The organism is Sphingomonas sp. BE138, from assembly GCF_031456125.1.
Taxonomy (GTDB): domain Bacteria; phylum Pseudomonadota; class Alphaproteobacteria; order Sphingomonadales; family Sphingomonadaceae; genus Sphingomonas.
This window is the reverse complement of sequence record NZ_JAVDUC010000004.1, coordinates 235,213-259,475: the sequence shown is the minus strand read 5'-3', so window position 1 is coordinate 259,475 and position 24,263 is coordinate 235,213. Positions and strand designations below refer to the sequence as shown.

General features: G+C 69.5%; 22 protein-coding genes. 7 read left to right on the top strand and 15 right to left on the bottom strand.

The annotated features are described in order from the left end of the window. Nucleotides 1-78 precede the first annotated feature (78 nt). Nucleotides 79-2,244 carry a metallophosphoesterase family protein gene (locus J2Y58_RS08060; RefSeq protein ID WP_310101209.1) on the top strand — a complete coding sequence of 722 codons (2,166 nt, stop codon included), beginning with the start codon at nucleotides 79-81 and terminating at the stop codon, nucleotides 2,242-2,244. Nucleotides 2,245-2,372: 128 nt separating this feature from the next. Here the strand turns inward: J2Y58_RS08060 and J2Y58_RS08055 are convergent, their stop codons facing one another. Genes J2Y58_RS08055 through gnd form a run of 4 tightly spaced genes read right to left on the bottom strand, consistent with a single transcriptional unit; the run spans nucleotide 2,373 to nucleotide 5,233 of the window. Continuing rightward, nucleotides 2,373-2,696 (bottom strand): hypothetical protein, encoded by a 324-nt coding sequence (locus tag J2Y58_RS08055; RefSeq protein ID WP_310101207.1) that lies wholly within the window; start codon nucleotides 2,694-2,696, stop codon nucleotides 2,373-2,375. 4 nt (nucleotides 2,697-2,700) lie between these two features. Further along, nucleotides 2,701-3,447 (bottom strand): HAD-IIB family hydrolase, encoded by a 747-nt coding sequence (locus J2Y58_RS08050; RefSeq protein ID WP_310101204.1) that lies wholly within the window; start codon nucleotides 3,445-3,447, stop codon nucleotides 2,701-2,703. Then, the gene (locus J2Y58_RS08045) at nucleotides 3,444-4,250 is read right to left on the bottom strand and encodes a Cof-type HAD-IIB family hydrolase (protein ID WP_310101201.1); all 807 of its coding nucleotides are present in this window, start codon (nucleotides 4,248-4,250) and stop codon (nucleotides 3,444-3,446) included. Before J2Y58_RS08045 ends, J2Y58_RS08050 begins: the two co-directional genes overlap by 4 nt. Next, nucleotides 4,250-5,233, bottom strand: coding sequence for a phosphogluconate dehydrogenase (NAD(+)-dependent, decarboxylating) (gene gnd, locus J2Y58_RS08040; RefSeq protein ID WP_310101198.1), 984 nt, complete (start codon nucleotides 5,231-5,233; stop codon nucleotides 4,250-4,252). Before gnd ends, J2Y58_RS08045 begins: the two co-directional genes overlap by 1 nt. 83 nt (nucleotides 5,234-5,316) lie before the next feature. On the opposite strand from gnd, the gene wecB reads away from it, so the two are divergent. Both wecB and J2Y58_RS08030 read left to right on the top strand, forming a co-directional pair. Next, nucleotides 5,317-6,456 carry a non-hydrolyzing UDP-N-acetylglucosamine 2-epimerase gene (gene wecB, locus J2Y58_RS08035; protein WP_310101195.1) on the top strand — a complete coding sequence of 380 codons (1,140 nt, stop codon included), beginning with the start codon at nucleotides 5,317-5,319 and terminating at the stop codon, nucleotides 6,454-6,456. An 84-nt stretch (nucleotides 6,457-6,540) separates the two neighbouring features. Continuing rightward, nucleotides 6,541-7,320 carry a sulfite exporter TauE/SafE family protein gene (locus J2Y58_RS08030; protein ID WP_310101192.1) on the top strand — a complete coding sequence of 260 codons (780 nt, stop codon included), beginning with the start codon at nucleotides 6,541-6,543 and terminating at the stop codon, nucleotides 7,318-7,320. 6 nt (nucleotides 7,321-7,326) lie between these two features. On the opposite strand, the gene J2Y58_RS08025 is transcribed toward J2Y58_RS08030, so the two are convergent. The 4 genes from J2Y58_RS08025 to rpoZ form a co-directional block, all read right to left on the bottom strand. Further along, on the bottom strand, nucleotides 7,327-8,124 hold the full coding sequence (locus J2Y58_RS08025; protein WP_310101189.1) for a 3'(2'),5'-bisphosphate nucleotidase CysQ: 798 nt from the start codon (nucleotides 8,122-8,124) through the stop codon (nucleotides 7,327-7,329). Then, nucleotides 8,117-9,463: a TldD/PmbA family protein gene (locus J2Y58_RS08020; protein ID WP_310101184.1), complete on the bottom strand. Its 1,347-nt coding sequence runs from the start codon at nucleotides 9,461-9,463 to the stop codon at nucleotides 8,117-8,119. Before J2Y58_RS08020 ends, J2Y58_RS08025 begins: the two co-directional genes overlap by 8 nt. 65 nt (nucleotides 9,464-9,528) lie before the next feature. Continuing rightward, the gene (gene ubiA / locus J2Y58_RS08015; RefSeq protein WP_310101181.1) at nucleotides 9,529-10,434 is read right to left on the bottom strand and encodes a 4-hydroxybenzoate octaprenyltransferase; all 906 of its coding nucleotides are present in this window, start codon (nucleotides 10,432-10,434) and stop codon (nucleotides 9,529-9,531) included. A gap of 282 nt (nucleotides 10,435-10,716) precedes the next feature. Beyond that, on the bottom strand, nucleotides 10,717-11,061 hold the full coding sequence (rpoZ, locus tag J2Y58_RS08010; protein ID WP_058755050.1) for a DNA-directed RNA polymerase subunit omega: 345 nt from the start codon (nucleotides 11,059-11,061) through the stop codon (nucleotides 10,717-10,719). A 117-nt stretch (nucleotides 11,062-11,178) separates the two neighbouring features. On the opposite strand from rpoZ, the gene J2Y58_RS08005 reads away from it, so the two are divergent. Beyond that, nucleotides 11,179-12,339 (top strand): phosphatidylserine/phosphatidylglycerophosphate/cardiolipin synthase family protein, encoded by a 1,161-nt coding sequence (locus J2Y58_RS08005; protein ID WP_310101323.1) that lies wholly within the window; start codon nucleotides 11,179-11,181, stop codon nucleotides 12,337-12,339. Nucleotides 12,340-12,393: 54 nt separating this feature from the next. On the opposite strand, the gene J2Y58_RS08000 is transcribed toward J2Y58_RS08005, so the two are convergent. Further along, nucleotides 12,394-14,208 (bottom strand): ABC transporter ATP-binding protein/permease, encoded by a 1,815-nt coding sequence (locus tag J2Y58_RS08000; protein WP_310101176.1) that lies wholly within the window; start codon nucleotides 14,206-14,208, stop codon nucleotides 12,394-12,396. A 17-nt stretch (nucleotides 14,209-14,225) separates the two neighbouring features. Between J2Y58_RS08000 and J2Y58_RS07995 the strand changes: the two genes are divergently transcribed. Next, the gene (locus J2Y58_RS07995; RefSeq protein ID WP_310101171.1) at nucleotides 14,226-14,564 is read left to right on the top strand and encodes a hypothetical protein; all 339 of its coding nucleotides are present in this window, start codon (nucleotides 14,226-14,228) and stop codon (nucleotides 14,562-14,564) included. Nucleotides 14,565-14,674: 110 nt separating this feature from the next. Here the strand turns inward: J2Y58_RS07995 and ubiG are convergent, their stop codons facing one another. Further along, complete coding sequence (gene ubiG, locus J2Y58_RS07990) at nucleotides 14,675-15,433, bottom strand: bifunctional 2-polyprenyl-6-hydroxyphenol methylase/3-demethylubiquinol 3-O-methyltransferase UbiG (protein ID WP_310101168.1); 759 nt, start codon at nucleotides 15,431-15,433, stop codon at nucleotides 14,675-14,677. A 52-nt stretch (nucleotides 15,434-15,485) separates the two neighbouring features. Here ubiG and J2Y58_RS07985 point away from each other — a divergent pair, with 52 nt between their 5' ends. Continuing rightward, nucleotides 15,486-16,769, top strand: a complete 1,284-nt coding sequence (locus J2Y58_RS07985; protein WP_310101166.1) for an aspartate kinase — start codon at nucleotides 15,486-15,488, stop codon at nucleotides 16,767-16,769. 161 nt (nucleotides 16,770-16,930) lie between these two features. Here J2Y58_RS07985 and J2Y58_RS07980 read toward each other — a convergent pair whose 3' ends face one another. Both J2Y58_RS07980 and J2Y58_RS07975 read right to left on the bottom strand, forming a co-directional pair. Then, entirely contained in the window at nucleotides 16,931-17,941 is a 1,011-nt protein-coding gene (locus tag J2Y58_RS07980; protein ID WP_310101163.1) for a glycosyltransferase family 2 protein, read from the bottom strand. Between the two features lie 22 nt (nucleotides 17,942-17,963). After that, complete coding sequence (locus J2Y58_RS07975; RefSeq protein ID WP_310101162.1) at nucleotides 17,964-18,953, bottom strand: M48 family metalloprotease; 990 nt, start codon at nucleotides 18,951-18,953, stop codon at nucleotides 17,964-17,966. Between the two features lie 182 nt (nucleotides 18,954-19,135). Here J2Y58_RS07975 and J2Y58_RS07970 point away from each other — a divergent pair, with 182 nt between their 5' ends. Then, a complete protein-coding gene (locus tag J2Y58_RS07970; RefSeq protein ID WP_310101158.1) occupies nucleotides 19,136-20,953 on the top strand; it encodes a methyl-accepting chemotaxis protein in 1,818 nt (605 codons plus the stop codon). A gap of 31 nt (nucleotides 20,954-20,984) precedes the next feature. Here J2Y58_RS07970 and J2Y58_RS07965 read toward each other — a convergent pair whose 3' ends face one another. The 3 genes from J2Y58_RS07965 to J2Y58_RS07955 form a co-directional block, all read right to left on the bottom strand. Beyond that, nucleotides 20,985-21,362: a hypothetical protein gene (locus J2Y58_RS07965; RefSeq protein WP_310101155.1), complete on the bottom strand. Its 378-nt coding sequence runs from the start codon at nucleotides 21,360-21,362 to the stop codon at nucleotides 20,985-20,987. A 52-nt stretch (nucleotides 21,363-21,414) separates the two neighbouring features. Further along, nucleotides 21,415-21,789, bottom strand: coding sequence for an HdeA/HdeB family chaperone (locus tag J2Y58_RS07960; protein WP_310101152.1), 375 nt, complete (start codon nucleotides 21,787-21,789; stop codon nucleotides 21,415-21,417). A gap of 266 nt (nucleotides 21,790-22,055) precedes the next feature. After that, a complete protein-coding gene (locus J2Y58_RS07955) occupies nucleotides 22,056-24,176 on the bottom strand; it encodes a bifunctional (p)ppGpp synthetase/guanosine-3',5'-bis(diphosphate) 3'-pyrophosphohydrolase (RefSeq protein WP_310101150.1) in 2,121 nt (706 codons plus the stop codon). Between the last annotated feature and the right edge of the window lie 87 nt (nucleotides 24,177-24,263).

Here is a 24,263-nt window from a genome sequence, read left to right as displayed (position 1 = left end):
ACGCTTTAGCGTCGGTTCCGATGGGGTACCGCGTGCGGCCCTGACGAGACGCCACGATCAGGGATTGCGCGTGACACGATGGCTCGATCGCTGACCCTCGACGCCCCGGCGAACCGCCGGCGCGAGCGCGCGGTGCAGGAAGCGGCGTACGACGCGGCACCCCCCGCGGAGCTCCCGGAGAACGCGCCGTCGTTCGAGGACAAGGTGGTGATGGCGGTCTTCGCGACCGGCATCGTTGGCGTCGTCGTGCTCCAGAAGTTCGCGGTGCCGCTGGCCGGGGGCGGGTTCGTGCCGGTCGTGCTGCCGCTGTTCGTCGCGGCGATGATCTTCGCGGCGGTGCTGATCCGCCCGCGGTTCGATCCGGTACGGGTCGGCGGCTTCTTCCTCGCCTTCCTGGTCGCGTCCTTCTCCACCTTCTTCCTGGCGCCACGCTACAGCGCGGCCAGCCTGATGCTGTTCGCCGCGCTCTACGCGCCGTTCGTGGTCCAGTTCGAGACGAGCGCCGCCAATTACCGGCGTTGCGTGAACCTCTACGTCACCCTCATGCTGGGCTTCGTCGGGGTCACGCTGGCGCAGCACCTGCTCCAGCTGGCGGGGTCGTGGCGCGACTGGCCGGACCTGAACCGCCTGTCGCCCGCGGCGTGGCTGGTGCCCGACTATAATTACATCCAGCCGATCATCTACGGCTCGCGCTACATGAAGCCGAACGCGGTCGTGTTCCTGGAGGTGTCGCTCCTCTCGCAGTTCATCGCGCTGGCGCTCGCGTTCGAGCTGGTGCTGTTCCGGCGGCCGATCCAGCTGATCGTGCTGGCCGGCGGGCTGATGATGACGCTGGCGGGTACCGGGGCGCTGCTGATGGCGCTGACGCTGCCGGTGCTGCTCGGGCGGATGCGGCTGCGCAGCGCGGTGCTGATGATCGCGATCCTGCTGGTGGTCTGCGTCGTCGCCTTCCGCCTGGGCTGGTTCGACATCGTCAGCTCGCGCATGGACGAGTACAAGCACAACGGATCGAGCGCGAACATGCGCTTCATCGTGCCGTTCGAGCGGATGCTGGAGTTCCTGCACGATCCGCGCGGGTTGATCGCAGGGATCGGCGCGGGGCAGATCGAGAAGGGCGGCTCCTTCATCTGGTGGCCGTTCACGAAGGTCGCGATCGAATATGGCCTGCTGAGCGCGGTCATCTTCTACGCCTGGACGATCTACTGCCTGTTCCGCACCGCGCCGGAGCGCGCGATGGCCTTCGTGCTGATCGTCTGGTATTCGTTCGAGGGTACGCTGCTGACCGCGCACAATGCGCTGGCGCTGGTGCTGTTCGGAACGATGCTGCGCGTGGTGCCCGAGGATCAGCGGCGCCGTCGCGAGCGCGAGGTGGTGCCGGATGGGGACGCTCCCGCGCCGGTATCGGCGCCGCAACGCTCGCGCCGCGTTCCGCAGCCGCAGCGGGCCTCCGGATCGGACGCATCCCTGCCCGCGGCTATGCCGGTGGGCGACGTGACCGGTGACGCGCTGGTCGCGCTGCTCGGCACGCCGGACACCGGCGGGCGGCTGATCTATGCGATCGGCGACCTGCACGGACGCGTCGACCTGTTCGACCGGCTGGTGGAGCGAATCCGCGCCGACATCGCTGCACATCCCGGCGGCTATCGCGAGCCGCCGATGATCGTGCTGCTGGGCGATTATATCGATCGTGGCCCGGCGTCGGCGCAGCTGCTCGACCGTATCCTGACGCTCGCGGAAGATCCGGCGATCGAGGTTCGCGCGGTGCTGGGCAACCACGAGGACGCGATGGTCGCGTTCCTGGACGAACGCAGCAGCGGGCAGAGCTGGGGCCGGCACGGCGGCGGCACGACGCTGACCTCCTACGGCGTCGCGCTGCCCGAACGCCCCGAGGATTGGGCGGTCGCGCGCGAGCAGCTTCGCGCCGCGGTGCCGCCGGCGCACGACGCGTGGCTGCGCGCGCTCGAGCATTACATCGTCCAGGGCGAGCTGATCTTCGTTCACGCCGGGCTGCGTCCCGGCGTGCCGCTGGAGAAGCAGCGGATGAAGGACATCCTCTACATCCGCGAGGAGTTCCTGGGAGCGCCGGTGGACGGCGGGCTGCTGGTCGTCCACGGCCATACGCCGCAGGACGCGGCATATGGTGCGCCGGGGCGCATCTGCCTCGATAGCGGCGCCTACGCGACCGGCGTGCTGACCGCAGCGCGCTTCGACGGCGGACCGGTCCGGCTGCTGACGACGCGCTGAACGCCTGTTCGGGAGCGTGTCGAGGGCACGGTCGCGGCGCCGGCCGCGTGCCCTCACCCGACCTCCCATTCAGGATATGCTGCGCGGGGCCGGGCGGGAGCGGCCCTGTGCCGCCCACAGGGAAGGCGTCAGCGGCGCCGGACGGGGCGCATCGGCCGCAGCCGGACCGCCATGCAGATGACGGTCGGCCAGAACAGCGTGTTGATGATGTCGGGGATCGTGTCCCACCATCGCCAGCTATGATAATGGAGCCGGTCGAGCACCTCGTTCGCCGCTTCCGCCACCACCACCACCGACAGCGGGATGAAGGTGCCGAGCGACCGGCGCGTCACGATCCGCGCGATCATCAGCACCGCCATGCCGGCGTGGATGTGCAGAACCGTGTCGGTGGTACCGGTGCCGTCGCCGATCCAGTTGATGAAGCGGGCGTACAGCCCCGGTACGTCGATCACCGGGTTACTTTTGGCAGGCGACGATCGCGGTCACGACGCTGATGGTTTCCTGCGGATCGCGGACGCGGACGCAGTCGACCCCCGCTTCGTGCGCGGGATAATCGTTGCCGCCCGGAAAGATCGCATCGCCGATGAACAGCATGTCGGACAGCGCGAACCCGCTCTCGTCGGACAGCTTGCGCAGGCCATAGCCCTTGTCCACGCCCTCGCGGGTGATGTCGATCGAGGTCGCGCCGCCCATGTTGATCGCCAGCCCCGGCAACCGCTGGCGCAGGTCGGCCTGGATCACCTTGCGCTTGGCGAAGTCGGGGTCCCAATGTTCCTTGGCCTCGATCGGTGCTTCCTGGCCAAGCGCGGAGAAGGTGATCTGGCTGCCGCGATCCTCGATCCGTTCGCCCCAGGTCTGCTCGGGGACGAAGCCGGTCGCCTCCAGCGATTCGCCGAAGGCGGCGATGATCTTCTGCTTCTCGGCCTCGTCGAACAGCTCGGCATAGACCGTCGTCCACGTGCCGTTCTTGTGCGTGTACAGCTTGGTGCCCGTGGTCGGCATCAGCCACAGCCGCGACACGTCGGCGCGCGACGGCAGGCGGCTGGCAACCTGCTTCTCGAACTGCGGCCAGTCGCCGCCCGAGATCACCGCCACGTCCGCGACCGTCAGCAGATCGGCCAGCGTCTCGCCCATGTCGTCCTTCAGCGGCTGCTTGCTGAGCGCCAGCGTTCCGTCCAGGTCGAAGGCGACGAGCTTCTTCATTCGGTATCTCCGCGGGCCAGGATAATCGTTTCGATGGCGTGCGCTACTCCATCCTGATCGTTGGCGCGAGTGGTTGCGTGCGCCTTCGCCTTTACCGCATCCGGCGCATTGCCCATCGCGATCGACAGCCCGGCGCGCGCCAGCATCGGCAGGTCGTTGGCCTGATCGCCGATCGCGGCGGTATCGGCGAGGTCGATGTCGAGCGCCTTGGCCAGTGCGGCGATGCCGTCGCCCTTGTTGGCCGCCAGCGCGGTCACGTCGAGATAATAGGTCTGCGACTGGGCGACGGTCGCCTGTTCGCCGAAACGGGCGTGGACGCGCTCGTACAGCGCGTGGAGCGCGTCCTCGTCGTCGCTGACGAAGGTGATCTTGTCGGCGCGGTCGAGCAGGTCGTCGAACGAAGCGACCACCACCGGCTCCTGCGCGCTGCTGCGCCGTTCGCTCTGCGTGTGCGGTCCGTCGCCGTTGCTGGCATACCATTGATCGTCGGCGAAGACCCAGGTGTCGACGCCCTCGGCCATCGCCATGACGCCGCGCGCGACGTTCGGCGGGATCGTGACGTGGCTGACGATCGTGCCGTCGCGCCGAAAGACGATCCCGCCGTTGAACGCCGCGACATCGCCATCGAGCCGCAGCGGCTCCAGCAGCGGACGGATCCCCGACATGGGCCGCGCGCTGATGACGGTGAAGCTCACCCCGGCGTCGCGCAATCGGCCCACCGCGGCGATCGTCGCGGAGGTCAGGTTCTTGTCCTTGTCGACCAGCGTGCCGTCGAGATCCGACACCAACAGGCGGATCGCCATTATTGCGGCATCTCGACGTGCCCGCCGAAGCCGAAGCGCATCGCCGACAGTACCTTCTCGCCGAACGTATGCTCGACGCGGCTGCGGTAGCGCGCGAACAGCGCGGTGGTCAGGACGTTGGCGGGCACCGCCTCCTCCATCGCCGCCTCGATCGTCCACTGGCCTTCGCCCGAATCGGCGACGTTGCCGCTGAACTTCTCCAGCTTGCCGTCGGCGGTCAGCGCATCGGCGGTCAGGTCGAGCAGCCACGAGGAGATCACGCTGCCGCGACGCCAGACCTCGGCGATATCGGCCAGGTTCAGGTCGTAGCGCTGGTCCTCGGGCAGTTTCTCCGAGGCCTTGCCCTTCAGGATATCGAAGCCCTCGGCATAGGCCTGCATCAGCCCGTATTCGATGCCGTTGTGGACCATCTTCACGAAATGGCCCGCGCCCGCCGGGCCGGCGTGGATATAGCCGTGCTCGGCGCGAGGGTCCGGCGCGTCGTCGTTGCGCCCGTGCGTGCGCGCGATCGTGCCCATGCCGGGCGCCAGCGCGGCGAAGATCGGGTCGAGGTCGCGCACGACCTGATCGGGGCCGCCGATCATCATGCAATAGCCGCGCTCCAGCCCCCAGACACCGCCCGAGGTGCCGACGTCGACATAATGGACCTGCTTCTCGGCCAGCGCCTTTGCGCGGCGGATATCGTCCTTGTAGAAGCTGTTGCCGCCATCGATGACGATGTCGCCGGGGCTGCTGCCGGTCGCGATCTGGTCGATCATGCCGTCGGTGATCTCGCCGTGCGGCAACATCACCCACCAGATCGCCGGACTACCGGCCTTCCCGCGCGCGTCGTCGACCGAGGAGGCGGCGATCGCACCGTCGGCGACCAGTTTCTCCACTGCGTTCGCGTCGCGATCGTAAGCGACGATCTCGTGCCCCGCCTTCATCAGGCGGCGCGCCATGTTCCCGCCCATCCGGCCGAGGCCGATCATCACCAGTCGCATTGCGTACCTCCTCGCTGGCCGCTTAATGGTCCGACCCTGCGGCAGGTTCCGCCTGCGCAACAAACCGAGGGAGTCCGGACCCGGTGCGACGACCCCGTTTGCTCGTGATCGTCGGCACGCGGCCCGAGGTCGTCAAGATGGCGCCCGTCATCGCCGCACTGCGCGCGCAGACCGCGGTCTCCACGCGCGTCCTGTCGACCGGGCAGCACCGCACGCTGCTGGATCAGGCGCTGGCGGCGTTCGGGATCGTGCCCGACGTCGACCTCGGCCTGATGCGCGACGGGCAGCCGCTCGACGCCGCGCTGGCGGCGCTGCTGGTCGGGATTGGTGCGGTGCTCGAGCAGGAACGACCGGACCGGGTGGTGGTGCACGGCGACACGTTGACGATGCTGGCGGGCACGCTGGCAGCGCATTTGCGCGGGGTGCCGGTCGCGCATGTCGAAGCGGGCCTGCGCAGCGGCGACCTGTCCGCGCCGTGGCCCGAGGAGGCGAGCCGGCGGGTGGGCGGCGTGATCGCCGACCTGCACTTCGCGCCGACCGAGGCGGCGGCGGCGGCGTTGCGGGGCGAGAACGTGCCCGGGTCGACGATCCACCTGACCGGCAATACGGTCGCGGATGCGTTGCAGGCGATGCGCGCGCGGCTGGCGGCCGATCCGATGCTGGGCGCGACGATCGCGCCGGTGCTGGCGCATTGCGCGGGCAGGCGGGTCGTGACGGTGACGGTGCACCGTCGCGAGAACCACGGCGCGCCACTGCGCCACATCGCGACCGCGCTGGCGCAACTGGCGGCGCGTCCCGATGTCATCGTGGTCCTGCCGTTACACCCCAATCCGGTGGTGGCGGGCGTGCTGCGCGACGCGTTGGCCGCACATCCTGCGGTGACGTTGCTCCCGCCGCTCGACTATCCCGCTTTCGTGCGGTTGATGGCGGCGAGCACGCTGATCCTGACCGATTCGGGCGGGGTGCAGGAGGAAGCGCCCGCGCTCGGCGTCCCGGTGCTGGTGCTGCGCGACGCGACCGAGCGGCCGGAGGGCGTGGCCGCCGGCGGCGTGCGGATCGTCGGCACCGACCCGGTGCGGATCGTGGCGGCGGCCACCGAATTGCTCGATGATCCGGATGCTTATGCCGCAATGGCGGTCACGCGCGATTGCTACGGCGACGGACGGGCAGCGACGCGGATCGCCGACATTCTCGTCCGCACCATGACAGGCGAGGCGGGCTGAGCCTTGCCCGCCCCAAGCTTTTCTGCGCTTGCCGCTGCGACCCCGATCGTCGCAGGTAGCTTGGATGAACGGGGGCACGCAGCTTTGGATTTGCTGAGTACGCTGGCAGGATTTCTGGTCGGAACGATCGTCGGGCTGACCGGCGTCGGCGGCGGATCGTTGATGTCGCCGGTGCTGATCCTGCTGTTCGGGGTCGCACCCGCCACGGCGGTCGGCACCGATCTGTGGTTCGCCGCGATCACCAAGATCGTCGGCGGGACGATCCACCATCGCCAGAACAACGCCGACTGGGCGATCGTGCGGCGGCTGTGCTGGGGCAGCCTGCCCGCGGTCGCGATCACCGTATGGTGGCTGGCAAGTCATGGAAGGAAGGCGGAAAGTGGCGGCCTGATCGTCCATGTGCTGGGCGTCACGCTGGTGCTTTCCGCATTGCTGACACCGTTCCGGCGCGCGCTGGCGCAGCGGTTCGCGCGCGCGGAAGGGGCGCGGACGGAGGCGTTCCTGCGCTGGCAACCGCTGCTCACCGCGGCGGCCGGGGCGCTCCTGGGAACGCTGATCACGCTCACCTCGGTCGGCGCGGGGGCGTTGGGCGCGACGTTGCTGCTGATGCTCTACCCGTTCCGGCTGAATGCCAAGCGGCTGGTGGGGACAGATATCCTGCACGCCGTGCCGGTCGCGCTGATCGGCGGGATCGGCCATGCGATGATCGGGAACATCAACCTGCCGCTGCTGGGTTCCCTCCTGCTGGGATCGGTACCAGGCGTGATCCTCGGCGCGAAGCTGACCGACCGCTTGCCGGAGCGCGTGGTGACGCCGGCGCTGGCGCTGGTGCTGCTGATCGTCGGAATACGCCTGCTTGCGTGACGCGCTTTAGCCCAAGGCGGCACGCACGCGGTCGGCCAGGCGCAGAACGGCGGCGTCGTGGATGCCGGCCGTGCTGACCAGAACGCCGTAAGCGCGGGGATCGGGCTTGTTGAAGATCAGCGGCGCACCCACCGCGTCGCTGACCGAGGCGCCCGCCGCGCTCGCCACCAGGACGGCGGCGGCGATGTCCCATTCGTTGCCCCAGCGCAGCGTCGCGACGAGGTCGGCGCGGTCGGCGGCGACCATCGCGACGCGCAGCGCGATCGAATTGGGCTTCTCGACCGCGGTCAGGTCGCGATCCGCCTTCGTAAGCGCATCGACCGGCACCCGCGCGCCTGGCAGCGTGGTGCGCCCCCCCGCGACCACGCGCACGCCGTTGCGCGTGGCCGGGCGGCCGGCGCTCGCGCGCCATACCTCGCCGCGCGCCGGCGCATCGAGCACGCCGATGACCGGCCGTCCGTCCTCGACCAGGGCGATCGACACGCACCAGCCGGCACGCCCGCGGATATAGTCGCGGGTGCCGTCGATCGGGTCGACCACCCAGACGCGTCGCCGCGCCAGCCGGTCGGGGTTGTCGGCGGTCTCCTCCGACAGCCAACCGGCGTCGGGGAGCAACGCGCCGAGCCGCGCGTGGAGCATCCGGTCGACGTCGAGATCGACCTCGCACACCGGGCTGCCGGGCATCTTCTCCCAGCGCGCGAAATCGGTGCGCCAGCGCGCGAACGCCATCTGCCCGGCCTCCCGCGCGATCGCGGCCACCGCGTCGGCCAGCGTCGCATCGACGGGCGGCGCCGGATCAGCCACCGGCGACGGTCATCCCGTCGACGCGCAGCGTGGGTACGTTGACCCCCTGCCGAAAGGCCAGGTCGTTCGCCGGCGTCAGCTCGCGGTACATGGCCAGCAGATTGCCCGCGATCGTGAAGCCCGCGACCGGCCCGGCGATCTCGCCGCCGCGGATCGCGAAGCCGGCCGCGCCGCGGCTATAGTCCCCGGTCACCGGGTTCACGCCCTGCCCGATCAGCTCGGTGACATAGACGCCGTCCTGGATATCCTCGATCAGCGTCGCGACCGGCACCTTGCCGCCCTCCATATAGAGGTTGCTGGTCGACACCCCCGGCGCGCCCGCGATCCCGCGCGCGGCATGGCCGGTCGGCTCCAGCCCCAGCTGCCGCGCCGATGCGCTGTCGAGCAGCCACGTCTCCAGCATTCCCGCCGCGACGATGGCGACCGGCGACACCGGCAGCCCCTCGCCGTCGAAGGGCCGCGAGCGCAGCCCGTGCGGGCGGTGCGGGTCGTCGCAGATCGTGACGCCGGGCGCGAACACCTGCGTCCCGAGCGCGTCGAGCAGGAAGCTGGTGCGGCGCGTGATCGCATTGCCGGAGATCGCGCCGCTCAGATGCCCGAGCAGGCTGGCGCCGACGCGCGGATCGAAGACGACCGGCATCGCCCCGCTGCGGAGCGTGCCCGGCCCGAGCCGCGCGACCGCGCGCTCGCCGGCGAGCTGCCCGATCGCCTCGGGCGCGTCGAGCCGCGCACGGTGCCGCGCGGAGTGGAAGGCATAGTCGCGCTGCATCGCGCCGCCTTCGCCGGCGATGACGCTGGCCGAAATGCTGAATCCGGTCGTGGCATAGCCGCCGACGAAGCCGTGGCTGGTGGCGAGCGCCCAGACGCTTTCCGATGCCCCCGCGCCCGCGCCCTCGCTGTTGCTGACGCCGTCGACGCTTCGCGCGGCATCCTCGGCGCGGAGCGCGGCGGCGCGCAACGCCTCGGGGGAGCAGGCGTGGGCGTCCGCCAGGTCGAGCAGCGGCGACGCCCCGTGCAGCAACCGGTCCTGCGGCGCGAGTCCGGCCCAGCGATCCTCGGGCGCCTCGCGCGCCATCGCCACCGCACGCTCGACCAGCGCGTCCATCGCTGCCGACGAGAGGTCCGAGGTCGAGACGCTTGCCGAGCGGCGACCGACGAACACGCGCAGCCCCAGGTCCTCGCCCTCCGAACGGCCGACATCCTCAAGCTTGCCGAGCCGCACCGAGACCTCGGTCGAACCATGCGCGGCGAAGACCGCATCGGCGGCGTCCGCGCCCGCGGCGACGGCGCGGCGGACGATGTCGTGGGCGCGCTCCTGCGCCTGTTCCGGGGTCAGCATCGGACCGACTTAGGAGGGAAAGCGTGTGGTTGCCATATCGCGGACGAAACGCTTGGTCGCCGCGATTAGATGCGCGTGCCCACGACCGCGCAGGCGAGGAAGACGAGCAGCCCGGCGGTGCGGTTGCTGCGGAAGCGGTACAATGCGCCGGCGCCATCATCCTCGCGGAGAGTGGCGACCTGCCACCCGAGGTGCAGCGCGGCGGGGGCGAGCGCGGCGGCGATCAGCGGGTCCGCGCGCACCTGCCACAAGGCCGCGGCCCACAAGGCGACCGCCGCGGCGTAGCAGGCCGCCACCCCGGCACGGACGTGGCGCCCGAGCGCCAGTGCGGACGAGCGGATGCCGACCAGCGCATCGTCCTCGCGGTCCTGGAGCGCGTAGATCGTGTCGTAGCCGACCACCCAGGCGATCGTGCCGGCGTAGAGCAGCCCGCCCGGCAGCGTCAGCGCCCCCCACGTTTCGGTCCAGCCGACCAGCGCCGCCCAGGAGAAGACGAGCCCGAGCCACGCCTGCGGCCACCAGGTGATGCGCTTCATGAACGGATAGGCGGCGACCGGCGCGATGGCGGCCAGCGAGACGATCGCGGCGGGCAGATGGAGCTGAAGCAGGACGGCCAGCCCGATCAGGCACAGCGCGAGCAGCCAGATCCACGCCGCCTTCGCCGACACGGCGCCGCTCGCCAGCGGGCGATCCCGCGTCCGCGCGACGCTGGCGTCGAGGTCGCGGTCGACGATGTCGTTATAGACGCATCCGGCGCCGCGCATCGCGATGCTGCCGACGAGCAGCCACAGGATCAGCGCCCAGCGATCGGGCAGTCCGCCGGCGAGCGCCACGCCCCACGCGCCGGGCCAGAACAGCAGCCACCAGCCGATCGGCCGATCGAATCGCGCCAGCGACGCGAACAGCCGCAGGCGCGGCGGGAGCAGCGACAACAGGCCGCGGTGCTGGGTATCGGGGACGATGTCGGTCACGGTTCGCGGGGATAGCGGGGAAGCGGGCGGGCGTCAGCTTTGTTTGGGAATGCTCGCGTCGCCACCAACTGCGGGCGCCACTCTCGTCCGTTCGTGCTGAGCCTGTCGAAGCACGTGCATCGGGGGCAGCCGCTCCAACCGGTCGGGCGCCCGGAACAGGCCCGTCGACAAGCTCAGGACGATTGAGGGTGCGAAGATGTAAACCAGCGCCGCAGCAAAAACGAACGGGCCGGCCGCACCCGCGTGCGACCGGCCCGGTCGGTAACGGACGATCCGACCGGATCAGCCGTCGTAGTCGGCACCCAGGTTCTGGTTGCGCGGCGGGGCGACGGCGGTGAGGCGCAGCGCCTCGGCCGAGGCGGCCAGGCTGCCGATCTCGTCGGCCTCTTCCTCGTCGTCGATCTGGACGCGTTGCAGGCTCTGGACGACCGATTCGTGCAGCTCCTTGGGGCGCACGGTCTCCTCGGCGATCTCGCGCAGCGCGACCACCGGGTTCTTGTCGCGATCGCGGTCGATCGTCAGCTCGGCGCCGCCCGACACCTGCCGCGCGCGCTGGGCGGCGAGCAGGACCAGGTCGAAACGGTTCGGGATCTTGTCGACGCAATCCTCGACAGTGACGCGCGCCATCCGCGTATCCTCTTGACGGTGAACTCAGGGAAGATGGAGCCGGTACGCCCCCCGGCGCCATTCGTCAAGGAAAGGCTGCGCTTGCCGCGCCCGTGCGCGCAGGCCATCTCCGCGTCCATGGAGGCCGCGTCGCAACCCGTATTCACTGTGGACGGCAACCGCCTGACGCTGCTCGATACCGGGCCGCGGCGGCTCGACGGGGTGCTGGCGCTGATCGACGGCGCGCGCACCTCGCTGCGCGCGCTCTATTACATATACGCCGACGATGCGACCGGGCGGCGCGTGAATGCCGCGCTGATCGCCGCGGCACAGCGCGGGGTGCGCGTCTCGTTGATCGTCGACGGCTTCGGCAGCGAGGGCGACGACTTCTTCGACCCGCTGCGCGAGGCAGGCGTGTCGGTGTGCCGCTTCTCGCCGCGGTTCGGCCGGCGCTACCTGCTGCGCAACCACCAGAAGCTGGCGCTCGCCGACGCCGAGGGCGACGCGAGGATCATCATCGGCGGCTTCAATATCGAGGACGATTATTTCGGTACGCCCAGGGAGCAGGCGTGGCGCGACCTGGGCTTGCTGGTCGAGGGTCCGGCGGCGGCGCGGATGGCGGGCTATTTCGACGCGCTGCACGAGGGGATCGAGAACGGCGGGCGGGTCCGGCGGCTGAACAAGGCACTGGCGCGGTGGAGCGAGCGCGAGGGGCGGTTGCGCTGGCTGATCGGCGGCCCGACGCGCCACCTGTCGCCATGGGCGCGCGCGATTCGCGCCGATATGCGCCATGCGCAGCGCATCGACATCATCGCTGGCTATTTCACGCCGAGCCCGACCGTGCTGCGGCGCCTCGATCGTGCGGGCAGGCGCGACGCGACGGTGCGGGTGGTGACCGCGGCGCGTTCCGACAACAACGTCACGATCGCGGCGTCGCGCTTCACCTATGCCGGGTTGCTGCGCAAGGGCGTGCGGATCTGGGAATATGCCGCGACCAAGCTGCATACCAAGCTGTACGTGGTCGACGACGCGACGTGGGTCGGCAGCGCCAATTTCGACATGCGCAGCCTGTTCATCAACCTGGAGCTGATGCTGCGGATCGAGGATGCGGCGTTCGCGGCGCATGTCCGCGGGTATGTCGACGGCGAGATCGCGCAATCGAACGAGGTGACCGTCGACGCCTATCGCGCGGCGACCGGCTGGTGGCAGCGGATGAAGCAGTTCGTGGCGTACCTGCTGACCGCGGTGGCCGACCCCGCGATCTCGCGCGGGCTCAACTGGGGGATCGACGAGGAATAGCGGCGCTTCGCCACGGATGCGCTACGCTCGCAACGACGGCGCTTGTTCCGCGTCTCACTCCGCGACCAGCGCTTCCTCCTGCTCCTGCGCCTGACGCGCCCACATCTCCGCATACAGTCCGCCCGCCGCCAGCAACCCGGCGTGCGTCCCGCGCTCGACGACGCGACCCGCCTCCAGCACGACGATCTGGTCGGCGTGGACGATCGTCGACAGCCGGTGCGCGATCACGATCGTGGTGCGGCCGCGCTCGATCGCCTCCAGCGTCTCCATGATCTCCGCCTCGGTGCGGCTGTCGAGCGCGCTGGTCGCCTCGTCGAGGATCAGCAGCGGCGGATCCTTCAGCAAGGTGCGCGCGATCGCCACGCGCTGCTTCTCGCCGCCCGACAGCTTCAGCCCGCGTTCGCCGACGCGCGTCGCATAGCCGTCCGGCTGGCGCTCGATGAAGCCCACGATCGCCGCACCGCGCGCCGCCTGCTCGATCGCGGCCTGATCGGCGCCCGCGCGACCATAAGCGATGTTGTAGCCGATCGTGTCGTTGAACAGCACCGTGTCCTGCGGCACGATCCCGATCGCGGCGCGCAGGCTCGCCTGTGTCACGGCGGCGATATCCTGTCCGTCGATCGTGATCCGCCCGGTATCGACGTCGTAGAAACGGTACATCAGCCGCGCCAGCGTCGACTTGCCCGCCCCGGACGGACCGACCACCGCGCAGGTCGTTCCCGCCGGGACGTCGAGGTCGATGCCCTTCAGGATCGCCATGCCCGTGTCGTAGCCGAACACGACATTCTCGAACCGCACCGCGCCGCGCGACACCAGCAGGTCTGGCGCATCGGCCGCGTCCACCACCTCCGACGGCGTGTCGATCAGGTCGAACATCGCCCCCATGTCGATCGCGCCCTGCCGGATCGTGCGATAAACCATGCCGAGCAGGTCGAGCGGGCGGAACAGCTGCGACAGCAACGTCGACACCAGCACCACCTCGCCGGCGGTGAAGGCGCCGCGGCTCCACCCCCAGGCGACCCACGCCATCCCGGCGCCGAGCATCGCGTTGGTGATCGCCGCCTGCCCGATGTTGAGCCACGCCAGGCTGTTCTCGCTGACCACCGCGGCATCGGCATAGGCGCGCATCGCCTTGTCGTAACGCTGCGCCTCGCGCTCCTCCGCCCCGAAATATTTGACGGTTTCGAAATTGAGCAGCGAGTCGACGGCATGCGCCACCGCGCCGGTATCCAGGTCGTTCATCCGCTCGCGCAAGCTCGATCGCCAGTCGGTGACGACACGCGTGAACCAGATGTAGAGCGCGACCATCGCCACCGTGCCCGCGACCAGCTGCCACCCGAACTTCACCCAGAAGATGCCGAGCACCAGCGCCAGCTCCAATACGGTCGGCGCGATGTTGAACAGCAGGAAGTACAGCATCGTGTCGATGCTCTTCGTCCCGCGCTCGACCACCTTGGTCACCGCGCCGGTGCGGCGCTCGAGATGGAAGCGCAGCGACAGTTGGTGGAGATGGCGGAACACGCGCGCCGCCAGCCGCCGCGTCGCTTCCTGCCCGACGCGCTCGAAAACCGTATTGCGCAGATTGTCGAACAGCGTGCTGCCGAACCGCGCCGCGGCATAGCCGACGATCAGCAGGATGACGAGCGACACCGGAGTCGTCGGCACTCCCATGCCGTCGACCGCGCCCTGCAAGGCGAACGGCGCGCCGTAGACCTGCACCAGCTTCGAGAGCACCACCAACGTCATCGCGCCGACGACGCGCAGCTTCATGCCCGGCGCGTCGGCGGGCCACAGGTCGGGCAGGAAACGGCGGAGCGTCGGCAGCAGCGGGCGCTCGACGGCGGAACGGGTCGATGTGTCGGGGGGCATGGTCGAAGGCGCATGTCGTGCGCGCGGCCACGGGCGTCAATGCCGCGGGACTGTCGCGCCGCTACCGTGGTCGGGGCGGGAACGGCGCGGTTCGATGTTCGTTCTTCTGCCGACAGGAGGTTGTGATGGAAGCGACGTTCTTCGTGATGGCGATCATGGGCTGCGGCGATGCCGCCTCCGGCTGTGCGACCGCCCGTGTCGAGCCCGCGCATTACGCGACCGTGCAGCAGTGCCAGGCCGCGATGCCGGCGGCGTTGGCGCGCAACACAGACGTGGATTATCCGGTCGTCAGCGCCGCATGCCAGCGCAACGGCATGCAGGTGGTGGATCGGCAGGCGGGCAAGGCGCGGGGCTGATTCCAGATCCCATCGTCATCCCCGCGGAGGCGGGGATCCAGACGCGCAGGTCGTCGCAGCGTCGCTGACGTCAGAGGCTCTGGATTCCAGCCTTGGCGGGACTGACGAAATCAGGCCCGCACCGCGGTGACGAAATAATCCAGCGCGGTCGACCCGCCGAGCGAAAACCCGCTCGCCCCGACAGACAGACCGGTGATGTCGGTCACCGCGAATCCCTCGCCGACGATCATCGCCGACAGTTCGTCGGGGGTCAGGAACTTGCCCCAATCATGCGTGCCGCGTGGGATCTGTCCCAGCCGCTCCGCCGCCTCGACCAGCGCGACGCGCGACCACCACGTCCGGTTCGGCGTGCTCATCACCAGCATTCCGCCCGGCGCCACCGCCGCCGCCAGCCCGGCGACGAAGGCGCGCGGCTCCGACACATGCTCGATCACCTCCAGCGAGCAGACGAGATCAAACGTCTCGCCAGCCACCGCCTCGACCCCGCCGGCGCGATAGTCGATCGCGAGCCCCCGCCCTTCGGCATGGACGCGCGCCACGGCGACGTTCTCCGCCGCGGCGTCGACGCCCGTCACCGCCGCGCCCATCCGCGCGAGCGGCTCGGCCAGCAGTCCGGCGCCGCACCCCATGTCGAGCGCGCTTTTGCCCGCCAGCGGCGTGAAGCTGCGGTCGTCCAGATCCCAATGCCGGTCGATCGCCGCCCGCAGGTAGCGCAAGCGCACCGGGTTCAGCCGGTGGAGCATCGCCGAGGAGCCCGTCGGGTCCCACCATTCCGCCGCCAGCTTCCCGAAATGCGCCGCCTCCCCCGCCACGACGGAGGCGTGGACGGGGCCGGGAGTGGTTGCGGTTGTTACGCTTGCGTCGGTCATGCCCGCTTCCTATCAGGACGCCCCTCTCATCCCAAGGCGTTTGGATACGGCATTGGCGCGCATCGTCATGAAATTCGGCGGCACCTCGATGGCGGGGATCGAGCGGATTCGCTCGGTCGCCGCGCGGGTGAAACGCGAGGCGGCCGCCGGCAACCAGGTCGCGGTGGTCGTCTCGGCGATGGCGGGCGAGACCGACCGGCTGGTCGGCTTCTGCCGCGAAGCCTCGCCGCTTTACGATCCGCGCGAATATGACGTGGTGGTCGCCGCGGGCGAGCAGGTGACCAGCGGATTGCTCGCCATCGCGCTCCAGGCGATCGGCGTGCCCGCGCGCTCGTGGCTGGGCTGGCAATTGCCGATCAACACCGACGACGCCTTCGCCAAGGCGCGGATCGGCACGATCGACACCGCCGCGCTCGACGCCAGCCTCGCGGCGGGCGAGGTCGCGGTGATCCCCGGTTTCCAGGGCGTGTCGGCGGACGGGCGGATCACGACGCTGGGGCGCGGCGGGTCGGACACGTCGGCGGTGGCGGTGGCGGCGGCGATGAAGGCCGACCGCTGCGACATCTACACCGACGTCGACGGCGTCTACACCACCGATCCGCGCATCGTGCCGCGCGCGCGCAAGCTCGCCAAGGTGACCTATGAGGAGATGCTGGAACTCGCCAGCGTCGGCGCCAAGGTGCTCCAGACCCGCTCGGTCGGGCTGGCGATGAAGGAAAAGGTCCGCGTTCAGGTGCTGTCGTCCTTTACGGGCGACGCCGATGGAGATGGGGCACCGATGGCGGACACATTGCCGGGGACGATGATCGTCGGCGAAGAGGAGATTGAAGACGTGGAACGCCAGCTCATCACCGGCATCGCGCACGACAAGAACGAAGCGAAGATCACGCTGACCAGCGTGCCCGACAAGCCCGGCTCGGTCGCGGCGATCTTCGAGCCGCTGGCGGCGGCGAACATCAACGTGGACATGATCATCCAGAACATCGCGCACCGCAGCAGCGGCAGCACCAGCGCGACGGACGTGACCTTCACCGTGCCCGCCGCCGACCTGCCGCGTTCGATCGAGGCGCTGAACCAGGCGCGCGAGACGATCGGCTTCGGCGAGCTGATCCACGACACGCGCGTCGCGAAGATCAGCGTCGTCGGCGTCGGCATGCGCAGCCATGCGGGCGTGGCGAGCACGATGTTCACGACGCTGGGCGCGCGCGGCATCAACATCCAGGCGATCTCGACCAGCGAGATCAAGGTGTCGGTGCTGATCCACGAGGACGAGACGGAGCTGGCGGTGCGCGTGCTGCACACGGCCTACGGGCTGGATGCGGAGGAAGCCGCGTAAGGGCCTTGAGCCCTCTCCCCGAAGGGGGAGAGGGTTGGGAGACGGTACGTCATCCCCGCGACGGCGGGGATCCGGAATCTCTGACGTCAACGACTCTCGCGAAGACCGGCGGGTCTGGATTCCCGCCGACGCGGGAATGACGATGGTGCTTGGAACGTGCGCTATTCCTGGCCCGCCACCTGCGCATCCGGGATCCGCGTCCGCTCCGCCTGGAATCCCAGCGTCGCGCGCCCATGCGCGGTGCCGGCGATGTCGGCGACCAGATACAACGGCCGCCGCTTCGCCTCGATATACAGCCGCCCCAGATACTCGCCGATCATCCCCAGCACGAACATCTGGATCGATGACAGCACGACCACCACCAGCATCGTCGAGGTCCAGCCCTGCACGCGGTCGCTGACGAAATAGCCATAGGCGATATAGAACAGCAGCAGCAGCGAGCAGCCCGCCAGCACCACCGACAGATGGCTCGCCCAGCGCAGCGGCGCGGTGGAGAAGCCGGTTACCGCATCGAGGGCGAGGCGCACCATCTTGGCGAACGGGTAATTGGTCTCGCCCGCATGCCGCTCGGCCCGGTCGTAGGGAAAGGGGACCTGCCGGAACCCGACCCAAGCCACCATGCCGCGAATGAAGCGCGCCTGTTCGGGAAGCGCCAGGAAAGCGTCGAGCGCCCGCCTGGTCATCAGCCGGAAGTCGCCGGTGTCGAGCGGGATCGGCGTGTCGGTGACGCGGTCGAGCACGCGGTAGAAGGCGGCAGCGGTCGCCTTCTTGAAGAAGGTCTCGCCCTCGCGCTTGCGGCGCACCGCATAGACGACATCCGCCTGGTCGCGCGCCATCATCAGCCGCATGTCGGCCAGCAGCTCGGGCGGGTCCTGAAGATCGGCGTCGATGATCAGGATCTGCTCGCCCGCGCACAGGTCGAGCCCGGCGGTCAGCGCCAGCTGGTGCCCGTGGTTGCGCGACAGGTTGACCGCGACGACGCGGGCGTCCTCCGCGGCCAGCCGCTGCATCGCCCCCCAGCTGCCGTCGCGCGAGCCGTCGTTCACCAGCACGATCTCATGGTCGTCGCCCACCGCCGCGCGCGCCGCCGCTGACACCCGCGCATGGAGCAGCGGCAGCGTCGCTTCTTCGTTGTAGCAGGGGATGACGACCGATAGCGCGGGACGATTCATGGCGCCCGCGTCTAGCGCCCCGTCATCCCCGCGTCACGATCTTTACCAAGCGGCCGGGGGACAGTTGCGCATCCTCCTCGATCGCGTTCAGCGTCATGAACCGTTCGCGTTGCAGCGTGTCATAGGCCATCCGCCGCGACAGCGCGGCGATCGTGTCGCCCGGCTTCACCGCCACGATGCGGATGCGCTTGCCCGAACCCTTTTCGTCATAGGCGAGCCCGTCGAGCCGGCGCAGGTAATTGGTGTCCTGCGGCGGATCGGTCAGCGGGCGGCCGGTCGCCTTCGCAAGCGCAGCGGCGCGGCGCACGCGCTCGGCGCTGTTGGGGTGGGTGGAGGCCCAGGTCGGCACCTGCTGCCCGCGCTTCCCGCCGGCCTCGGCGGTCAGCTGGCTCTGCGCGTCGAGCTGCGCCAGCATGTCGGCGGCGGCATAGGGGTCGTAACCGGCGGCGGTGATGTACCTCACGCCCAGCCCGTCCGCGGCATATTCCTGGTCGCGGCCGTATTTCAGGACGTAGAGCTGCGCCCCGCTGCGCGCCGCGGTGCCGACCAGCTGGCCGGCCGCGCTGTTGCCGGCCGCCGCACCGACCACCGCCGCCAGCACGCCGCCGATCGTCGCGCGCTGGTTGCGCGAGGCCGAGTGGCGGGCGGCGACATGGCCGACCTCATGCCCCATCACCGACGCCAGTTCCGCCTCGCTGTTCATCAGCGCCAGCAGCTGGCGGGTGACGTAGATATAGCCGCCGGGGATCGCAAAGGCGTTCTCGATTGGCGAATCGAGCAGTGCGACGGTGAAGTCGCCCTGCGCATTCGACAGCCCGGACCGGACCGCCACCCGCTTGCCGACCTGCTCGACATACGCGGCCTGCGGCCCGCCGTACTTGCCGCCGAACTGCGCCAGCAGCTCGGGATTGGCGCGCGCGCCGAGCGCCTTGTCGTTGGCGGAGATCGACTGCGCGGCGGCGGGCACGGCGACGGTGGCGAGTGCGGTGGCGAACAACATCGACTTCAACATGGATCATTCCTCCCGTAACCGGGAGAATGCGGCAGCGGCGGTCCGGTTTCCGCGTCGCGCGCTGACTGACGGTTTGGCGCTCGTGGGTCAGAAAGATCTTTAGAGCCCAGAGGCGGTTAACCCGATCTTCGCCGTTTTGAGTCGAAAAGGGGGTTGATTGCCGACTCCGGGGGACGCCGCCGATGTTTAAATCTCTGCCCATCGCCAAGAAGATCGCGGCCGCCTTCTGCGCCGTGATCGTGGCGGTGCTCGTGATGATGGCGGCGCTATGGCTGCTGCTGTCGCGGATCGAGGCGACGAGCGCGGTCAGCGTCCGTGGACAGGAAGTGGTGACGCAGACGCAGCGGATCGAGATCGGGCTGTTGCGGCTGAACAGCCAGATGCGCGGCTTCCTGCTCACCGGCGACGACAGCTATCTGAAGCAATATCGCGACGGACAGGAGCAGAGCGACACCGCTGCCGCCGCATTGCGCACGTTGCTGGCCGACACGCCCGATGCGCGCGCCAAGGTCGAGGAATCGGTCGCGCGCGCCGCCGAATGGCGCCGCGTGGTGGGCGATCCGATGATCGCGCTGGCGCGGACCGATCGGGTGGCCGCGCAGGAGCAGCTGCGCGCCGTCGCCAAGAAGGTGACGATGACCCCGGTGCTGGCGCCGCTGCGGACATTGCAGGCCGAGGAGACCGAGCGCGGGCTGGCGGCGCGGATCGAGCGCGTCGATGCGTTGTGGACCGGCAAGGTCGCGCTGCTGCTGGGCGGACTGGTGATGTGCGGCGTGGCGGTGGCGGTCTCGATGCTGCTCAGCCGCGCACTCGCGCGCCCGGTCGTGCGGCTGACGGGGGTGATGGACACGCTGGCGCAGGGCGATCACGGGCTGGCCGTGCCCGACACCGATCGCGCCGACGAACTGGGCAGCATGTCGCGCGCGGTGCTGGTCTTCCGCGACGCCGCCGCCGCCAAGGCGCAGGCCGATGCCGAGCAGCAGCAGGTGATGACGGAGGTCGGCGCGGCGCTGACGCGGTTGGCGGACTCGGACCTCCGGGTCACGCTCCGCGGCTTCCCGGCGTCCTATGCGGCGCTGGAGCGCGACTTCAACACCGCCGTCGCGCGGCTGGCGACGGCGATGGGGACGGTTCGCGGCAGCGCGAGCGGGATCGCGACCAGCACCGCCGAGATGCATGCCGCCACCGACGATCTGGCGCAGCGCGCCGAGCAGCAGGCCGCGAGCCTCGCCGAAAGCGCCGCCGCTGTCACCGAGATCGCCTCCTCGGTGCGCGCGACCGCCGACCAGGCGAGGGCGGCGATCGGCGTGGTCGACCGCGCCACCGGCGACGTGCGCCACAGTGAGGAGATCGTCAGGCGCACCATGTCGGCGATCAGCGACATCGAGCGGTCGTCCAACGAAATCGCCGAAATCATCGCGCTGATCGACGGGCTGTCGTTCCAGACCAACCTGCTCGCGCTCAACGCCGGGGTCGAGGCGGCGCGCGCGGGCGACGCCGGCAAGGGCTTTGCGGTCGTCGCCAGCGAGGTGCGCGCGCTCGCCGAACGCTCGGCGGACGCGGCACGCGACATCAACGCGCGGATCACCACCACCGTGCAGCGCGTGCGCAGCGGTGTGCAGCTGGCGCAGGAAACCGACGCGTCGCTGCGCGCGATCACCACCGGCATCGGCGAGATCGCGTCGTTCGTGGCGAAGATCGCCGACAGTGCCGAATCGCAGGCTTCGAGCATCGGGCAGGTCAATGTCGCGATCGGCGAGATGGACAGCGCGACGCAGGCCAATGCCGCGATGGTCGAGGAAGTGACCGCCGCCTGCCGCCTGCTGACCACCGAGACCGGTACGCTGGAGGGGCAGGTCAACCGCTTCCGCGTCGCCGGGCAGCATGAGGTCGCATCCCCGGCGCCTCCCGCACAACGCCGTACCGCGCCGCGCCCGGTGCCGCAGGTGCGCGGCAATCTGGCGCTGAAGGGCGGTAGCGGGGACTGGGACGCGTTCTGAGGCCGGTCGCCGTCCGGGCGGCGCCGCCGCGTCAGCGCACCGCGCGTCCGACGACCTGCCGCGCCCGTTCCGCGAAGGCCGTGAGCAGCTGGTCCTTGTCTCGCGCATCCTTGTCCGGGCGCGCGGCGATCGTCGGGCAGTAGGCCACGACCAGGTAGTTGGTGATCGCGTCGGTGGTCGCGGCGGGGTGACGACCGTGGACCACCGCGGCGGCCGTGGCGATCGCGTTTTCGTCGCCGTCGCCCAGCATCGTCGCCGTCGCGCGTTGCTGGGCCGGTGTCTCGCGCAGGTCGCCGCCGCCGCCCGGCTGTGGGGTCGGGCATGTCATCGCCTTCTGCCCGCCGCATCCCGCGAGCATCGTCAGCGCCAACGCCACCGCGTAGAGGCGGGCCACCGCGTGCCTTGCCATATGCTTCTCTCCCGAAGGACGGGGCCGTGTGCGGACGGCCCCGTCGCAAACGTCAGCGCGCCGTCTTCAGCGCCGCTTTTACCGTCGCGCCGAAGTGGTTGCCGGGTTGCGCGCTGCACTGCGCGACCACCACCGGCATGATGTTTTCGACGCCGTCGACGGTCACCGTCGGGTGCGGCTTGCCCTTCGGGCCATAATTGGCGGCATAGACGACGGCTTGCGGGCGATAGCTTTCGTCGAGCGCGTTGAAGTCGCGGCACGAGACGGTCTCGAGCTTCTTGTGGTCCTTGAACAGCGCGATGCCGGCGGTGCCGTCGGTTTCGGGAACCTGCGCCTGCTCGACCACCTGCGGCGTGCTCTGGGCGGAACAGGCGCTTGCGGAAACCGCGATGAGGAGCGCCCCGAGCGAGGCCACGAACTTCTTCATAAGACGTCCCTTTTTCCGTTGTTCAGCCACCATCGGCTGGACAGGAAAGAAACGGAATGGCGCTTGCGAAGGTTTCGTACTCGGCGATGAAGTATTGGTAACGAGACGGACAAGTCTTTGTCACTGTTCGCAGATCCGGATGCCTCCGCGTTACTCAAAATGGCGTGACGCGTTGCCGTCCGCTGCGGAAAGGGCCGCCCGCCGCCGCCCCTGCGCGCCGCCGGGCGCCTGCGATACCATCAACGACGTCGCGAGGGGGTCGGCGGTCAGACCCGCTCCGCGGCGTTCACCGCATCGGCCGCGCGCAACGCCGACAGCAGCCGCATCAGCTGGTGCGCGTCGTGCACCTCCACGTCGATGACGTTGGTGTGGAATTGCGTGTCGCGGTTGTCGAGCCTGAGGTTGATGATGTTCGCCTTGTGCTGCCCGATGATCGTGGCCAGCATCCCCAGCGCACCCGGCTGGTTGCGGACCTCGACCGAGATGCGCGCGGTCGCGCCCTCGGTCGCATGGCCCCATTGCACGTCGATCCAGTCGGTCTCGTCCTCGCTGCGCTCCGCCAGATCGGCGAGCACGCGGCAATCGATCGCATGGACCTCGATCGACGCGTCGGGACGGCGCAGCCCGACGATCCGGTCGCCCGGCACCGGGTGGCAGCAATCCGCCAGCTCGTAGGCGACGCCCGGCGCCAGCCCCTCGATCGAGATCGCGCTCGATTGCGGCGGCGCGTGCGCGACGTCGGCGCCGGCCGAGCCGGGCATCAGCGCCTCCATCACCTGCCCGTCGGTCAGCGTCCGCCGCGCGATCGCCTGCATCAACGCCGCCTCGTCGGGCAGCTTCAACCGCTTGAGCGCCTCGTCGATCGCATGGTCGGCCAGCGTCGCCGGCAGCCGCTGGACGATATCGTCGTACAGCTTGCGCCCCAGCGCGACCGTCTGCTCGCGCTCCTCGTTGCGCAGGTGGCGACGGATCGCGGCCAGCGCCTTGGCGGTGATCGCAACCTTCAGCCACGCCGGTTGCGGCACCTGCGCCTTGGACCGCAGCACCTGCACCTGGTCGCCGTTCTCCAGCACCGTCGACAGCGGCACGACGCGCCCGTTCACCTTCGCGCCGACCGCCTGGTCGCCCAGATCGGTGTGGACCGCATACGCGAAGTCGATCGGCGTCGCGCCCTTCGGCAACTGGATCAGCTCGCCCTTTGGCGTGAACGCGAAGATGCGATCCTGGTACATCGCGATGCGGGTATGTTCGAGCAGTTCCTCGGGCGTCTCGGCGGTGTCGAGAATCTCGACCAGGTCCTTGATCCAGTCCTGCTGCTGATCCGGCCGCACCGGCGCCGCCGCGCCCAGCGACTGCTTGTAGGCCCAGTGCGCCGCCAGCCCGAACTCCGCCTCGGCATGCATTTCCGGCGTGCGGATCTGGATCTCGATGCGGCGGTTCTCGGCATGGATCACGCTGGTATGCAGCGAGCGATAGCCGTTGCGCTTGGGCGTCGAGATATAATCCTTGAACCGCCCCGGCACCGCCGGCCAGCGGCGGTGGATCAGCCCCAGCGCACGGTAGCAATCCTCGATCGTCGGCACGATCGCGCGGAACGCCATGATGTCCGACAGCTGCTCGAAGCTGATGTGGCGCTCCTGCATCTTGCGCCAGATCGAATAGGGGTGCTTCTCGCGCCCCGACACCTGCGCTTCGACGCCCGCACGGCCGAGCAGCAGCTTCAGCCCCGAGCCGATCTTCGCGATCCGGTCCCCGCCCGATCCTTCCTTCAGCAACTCCAGTCGCTTGGTGATTGACTCATACGCTTCGGGCTCGAGCTGTGCGAAGGCGAGCGTCTGCATCTCCTTCATGAACTCGTACATGCCGATCCGCTCGGCGAGCGGGGCGTAGATGTCCATCGTCTCCTTGGCGATGCGGCGGCGCTTCTCCGGCTTGGGGATGAAGTGCAGCGTGCGCATGTTGTGGAGCCGGTCGGCCAGCTTGACGAGCAGCACGCGGATGTCGCCCGACATCGCCATCAGGAACTTGCGCAGGTTCTCGGCGGCGCGCTCGTTCTCGGTCTGCGCCTCGATCTTGCTCAGCTTGGTGACGCCGTCGACCAGCCGCGCGATGTTCGCGCCGAAGATCCGCTCGATCTCCTCGGGCGTCGCGACGGTGTCCTCGACCGTATCGTGCAGGATCGCGGTGGCGATCGTCTCGTCGTCGAGGTGCAGCTCGGTCAGAATGCCCGCCACCTCGATCGGGTGGCTGAAATACGGGTCGCCGCTGGCGCGCTTCTGCGTCCCGTGCGCGTTCACCGAAAACACATACGCACGGTTGAGCATCGCCTCGTCGGCGTCGGGATCGTAATCGAGAACCCGGTCGATCAGTTCATACTGTCTCAACACGGGGCAAGGATGGGGCGGGAGGGGGCCGCATTGCAACATGTTGTTGCATGAAATTGCCGCCACCCCGCCAATCGTGGCAAATCTGCA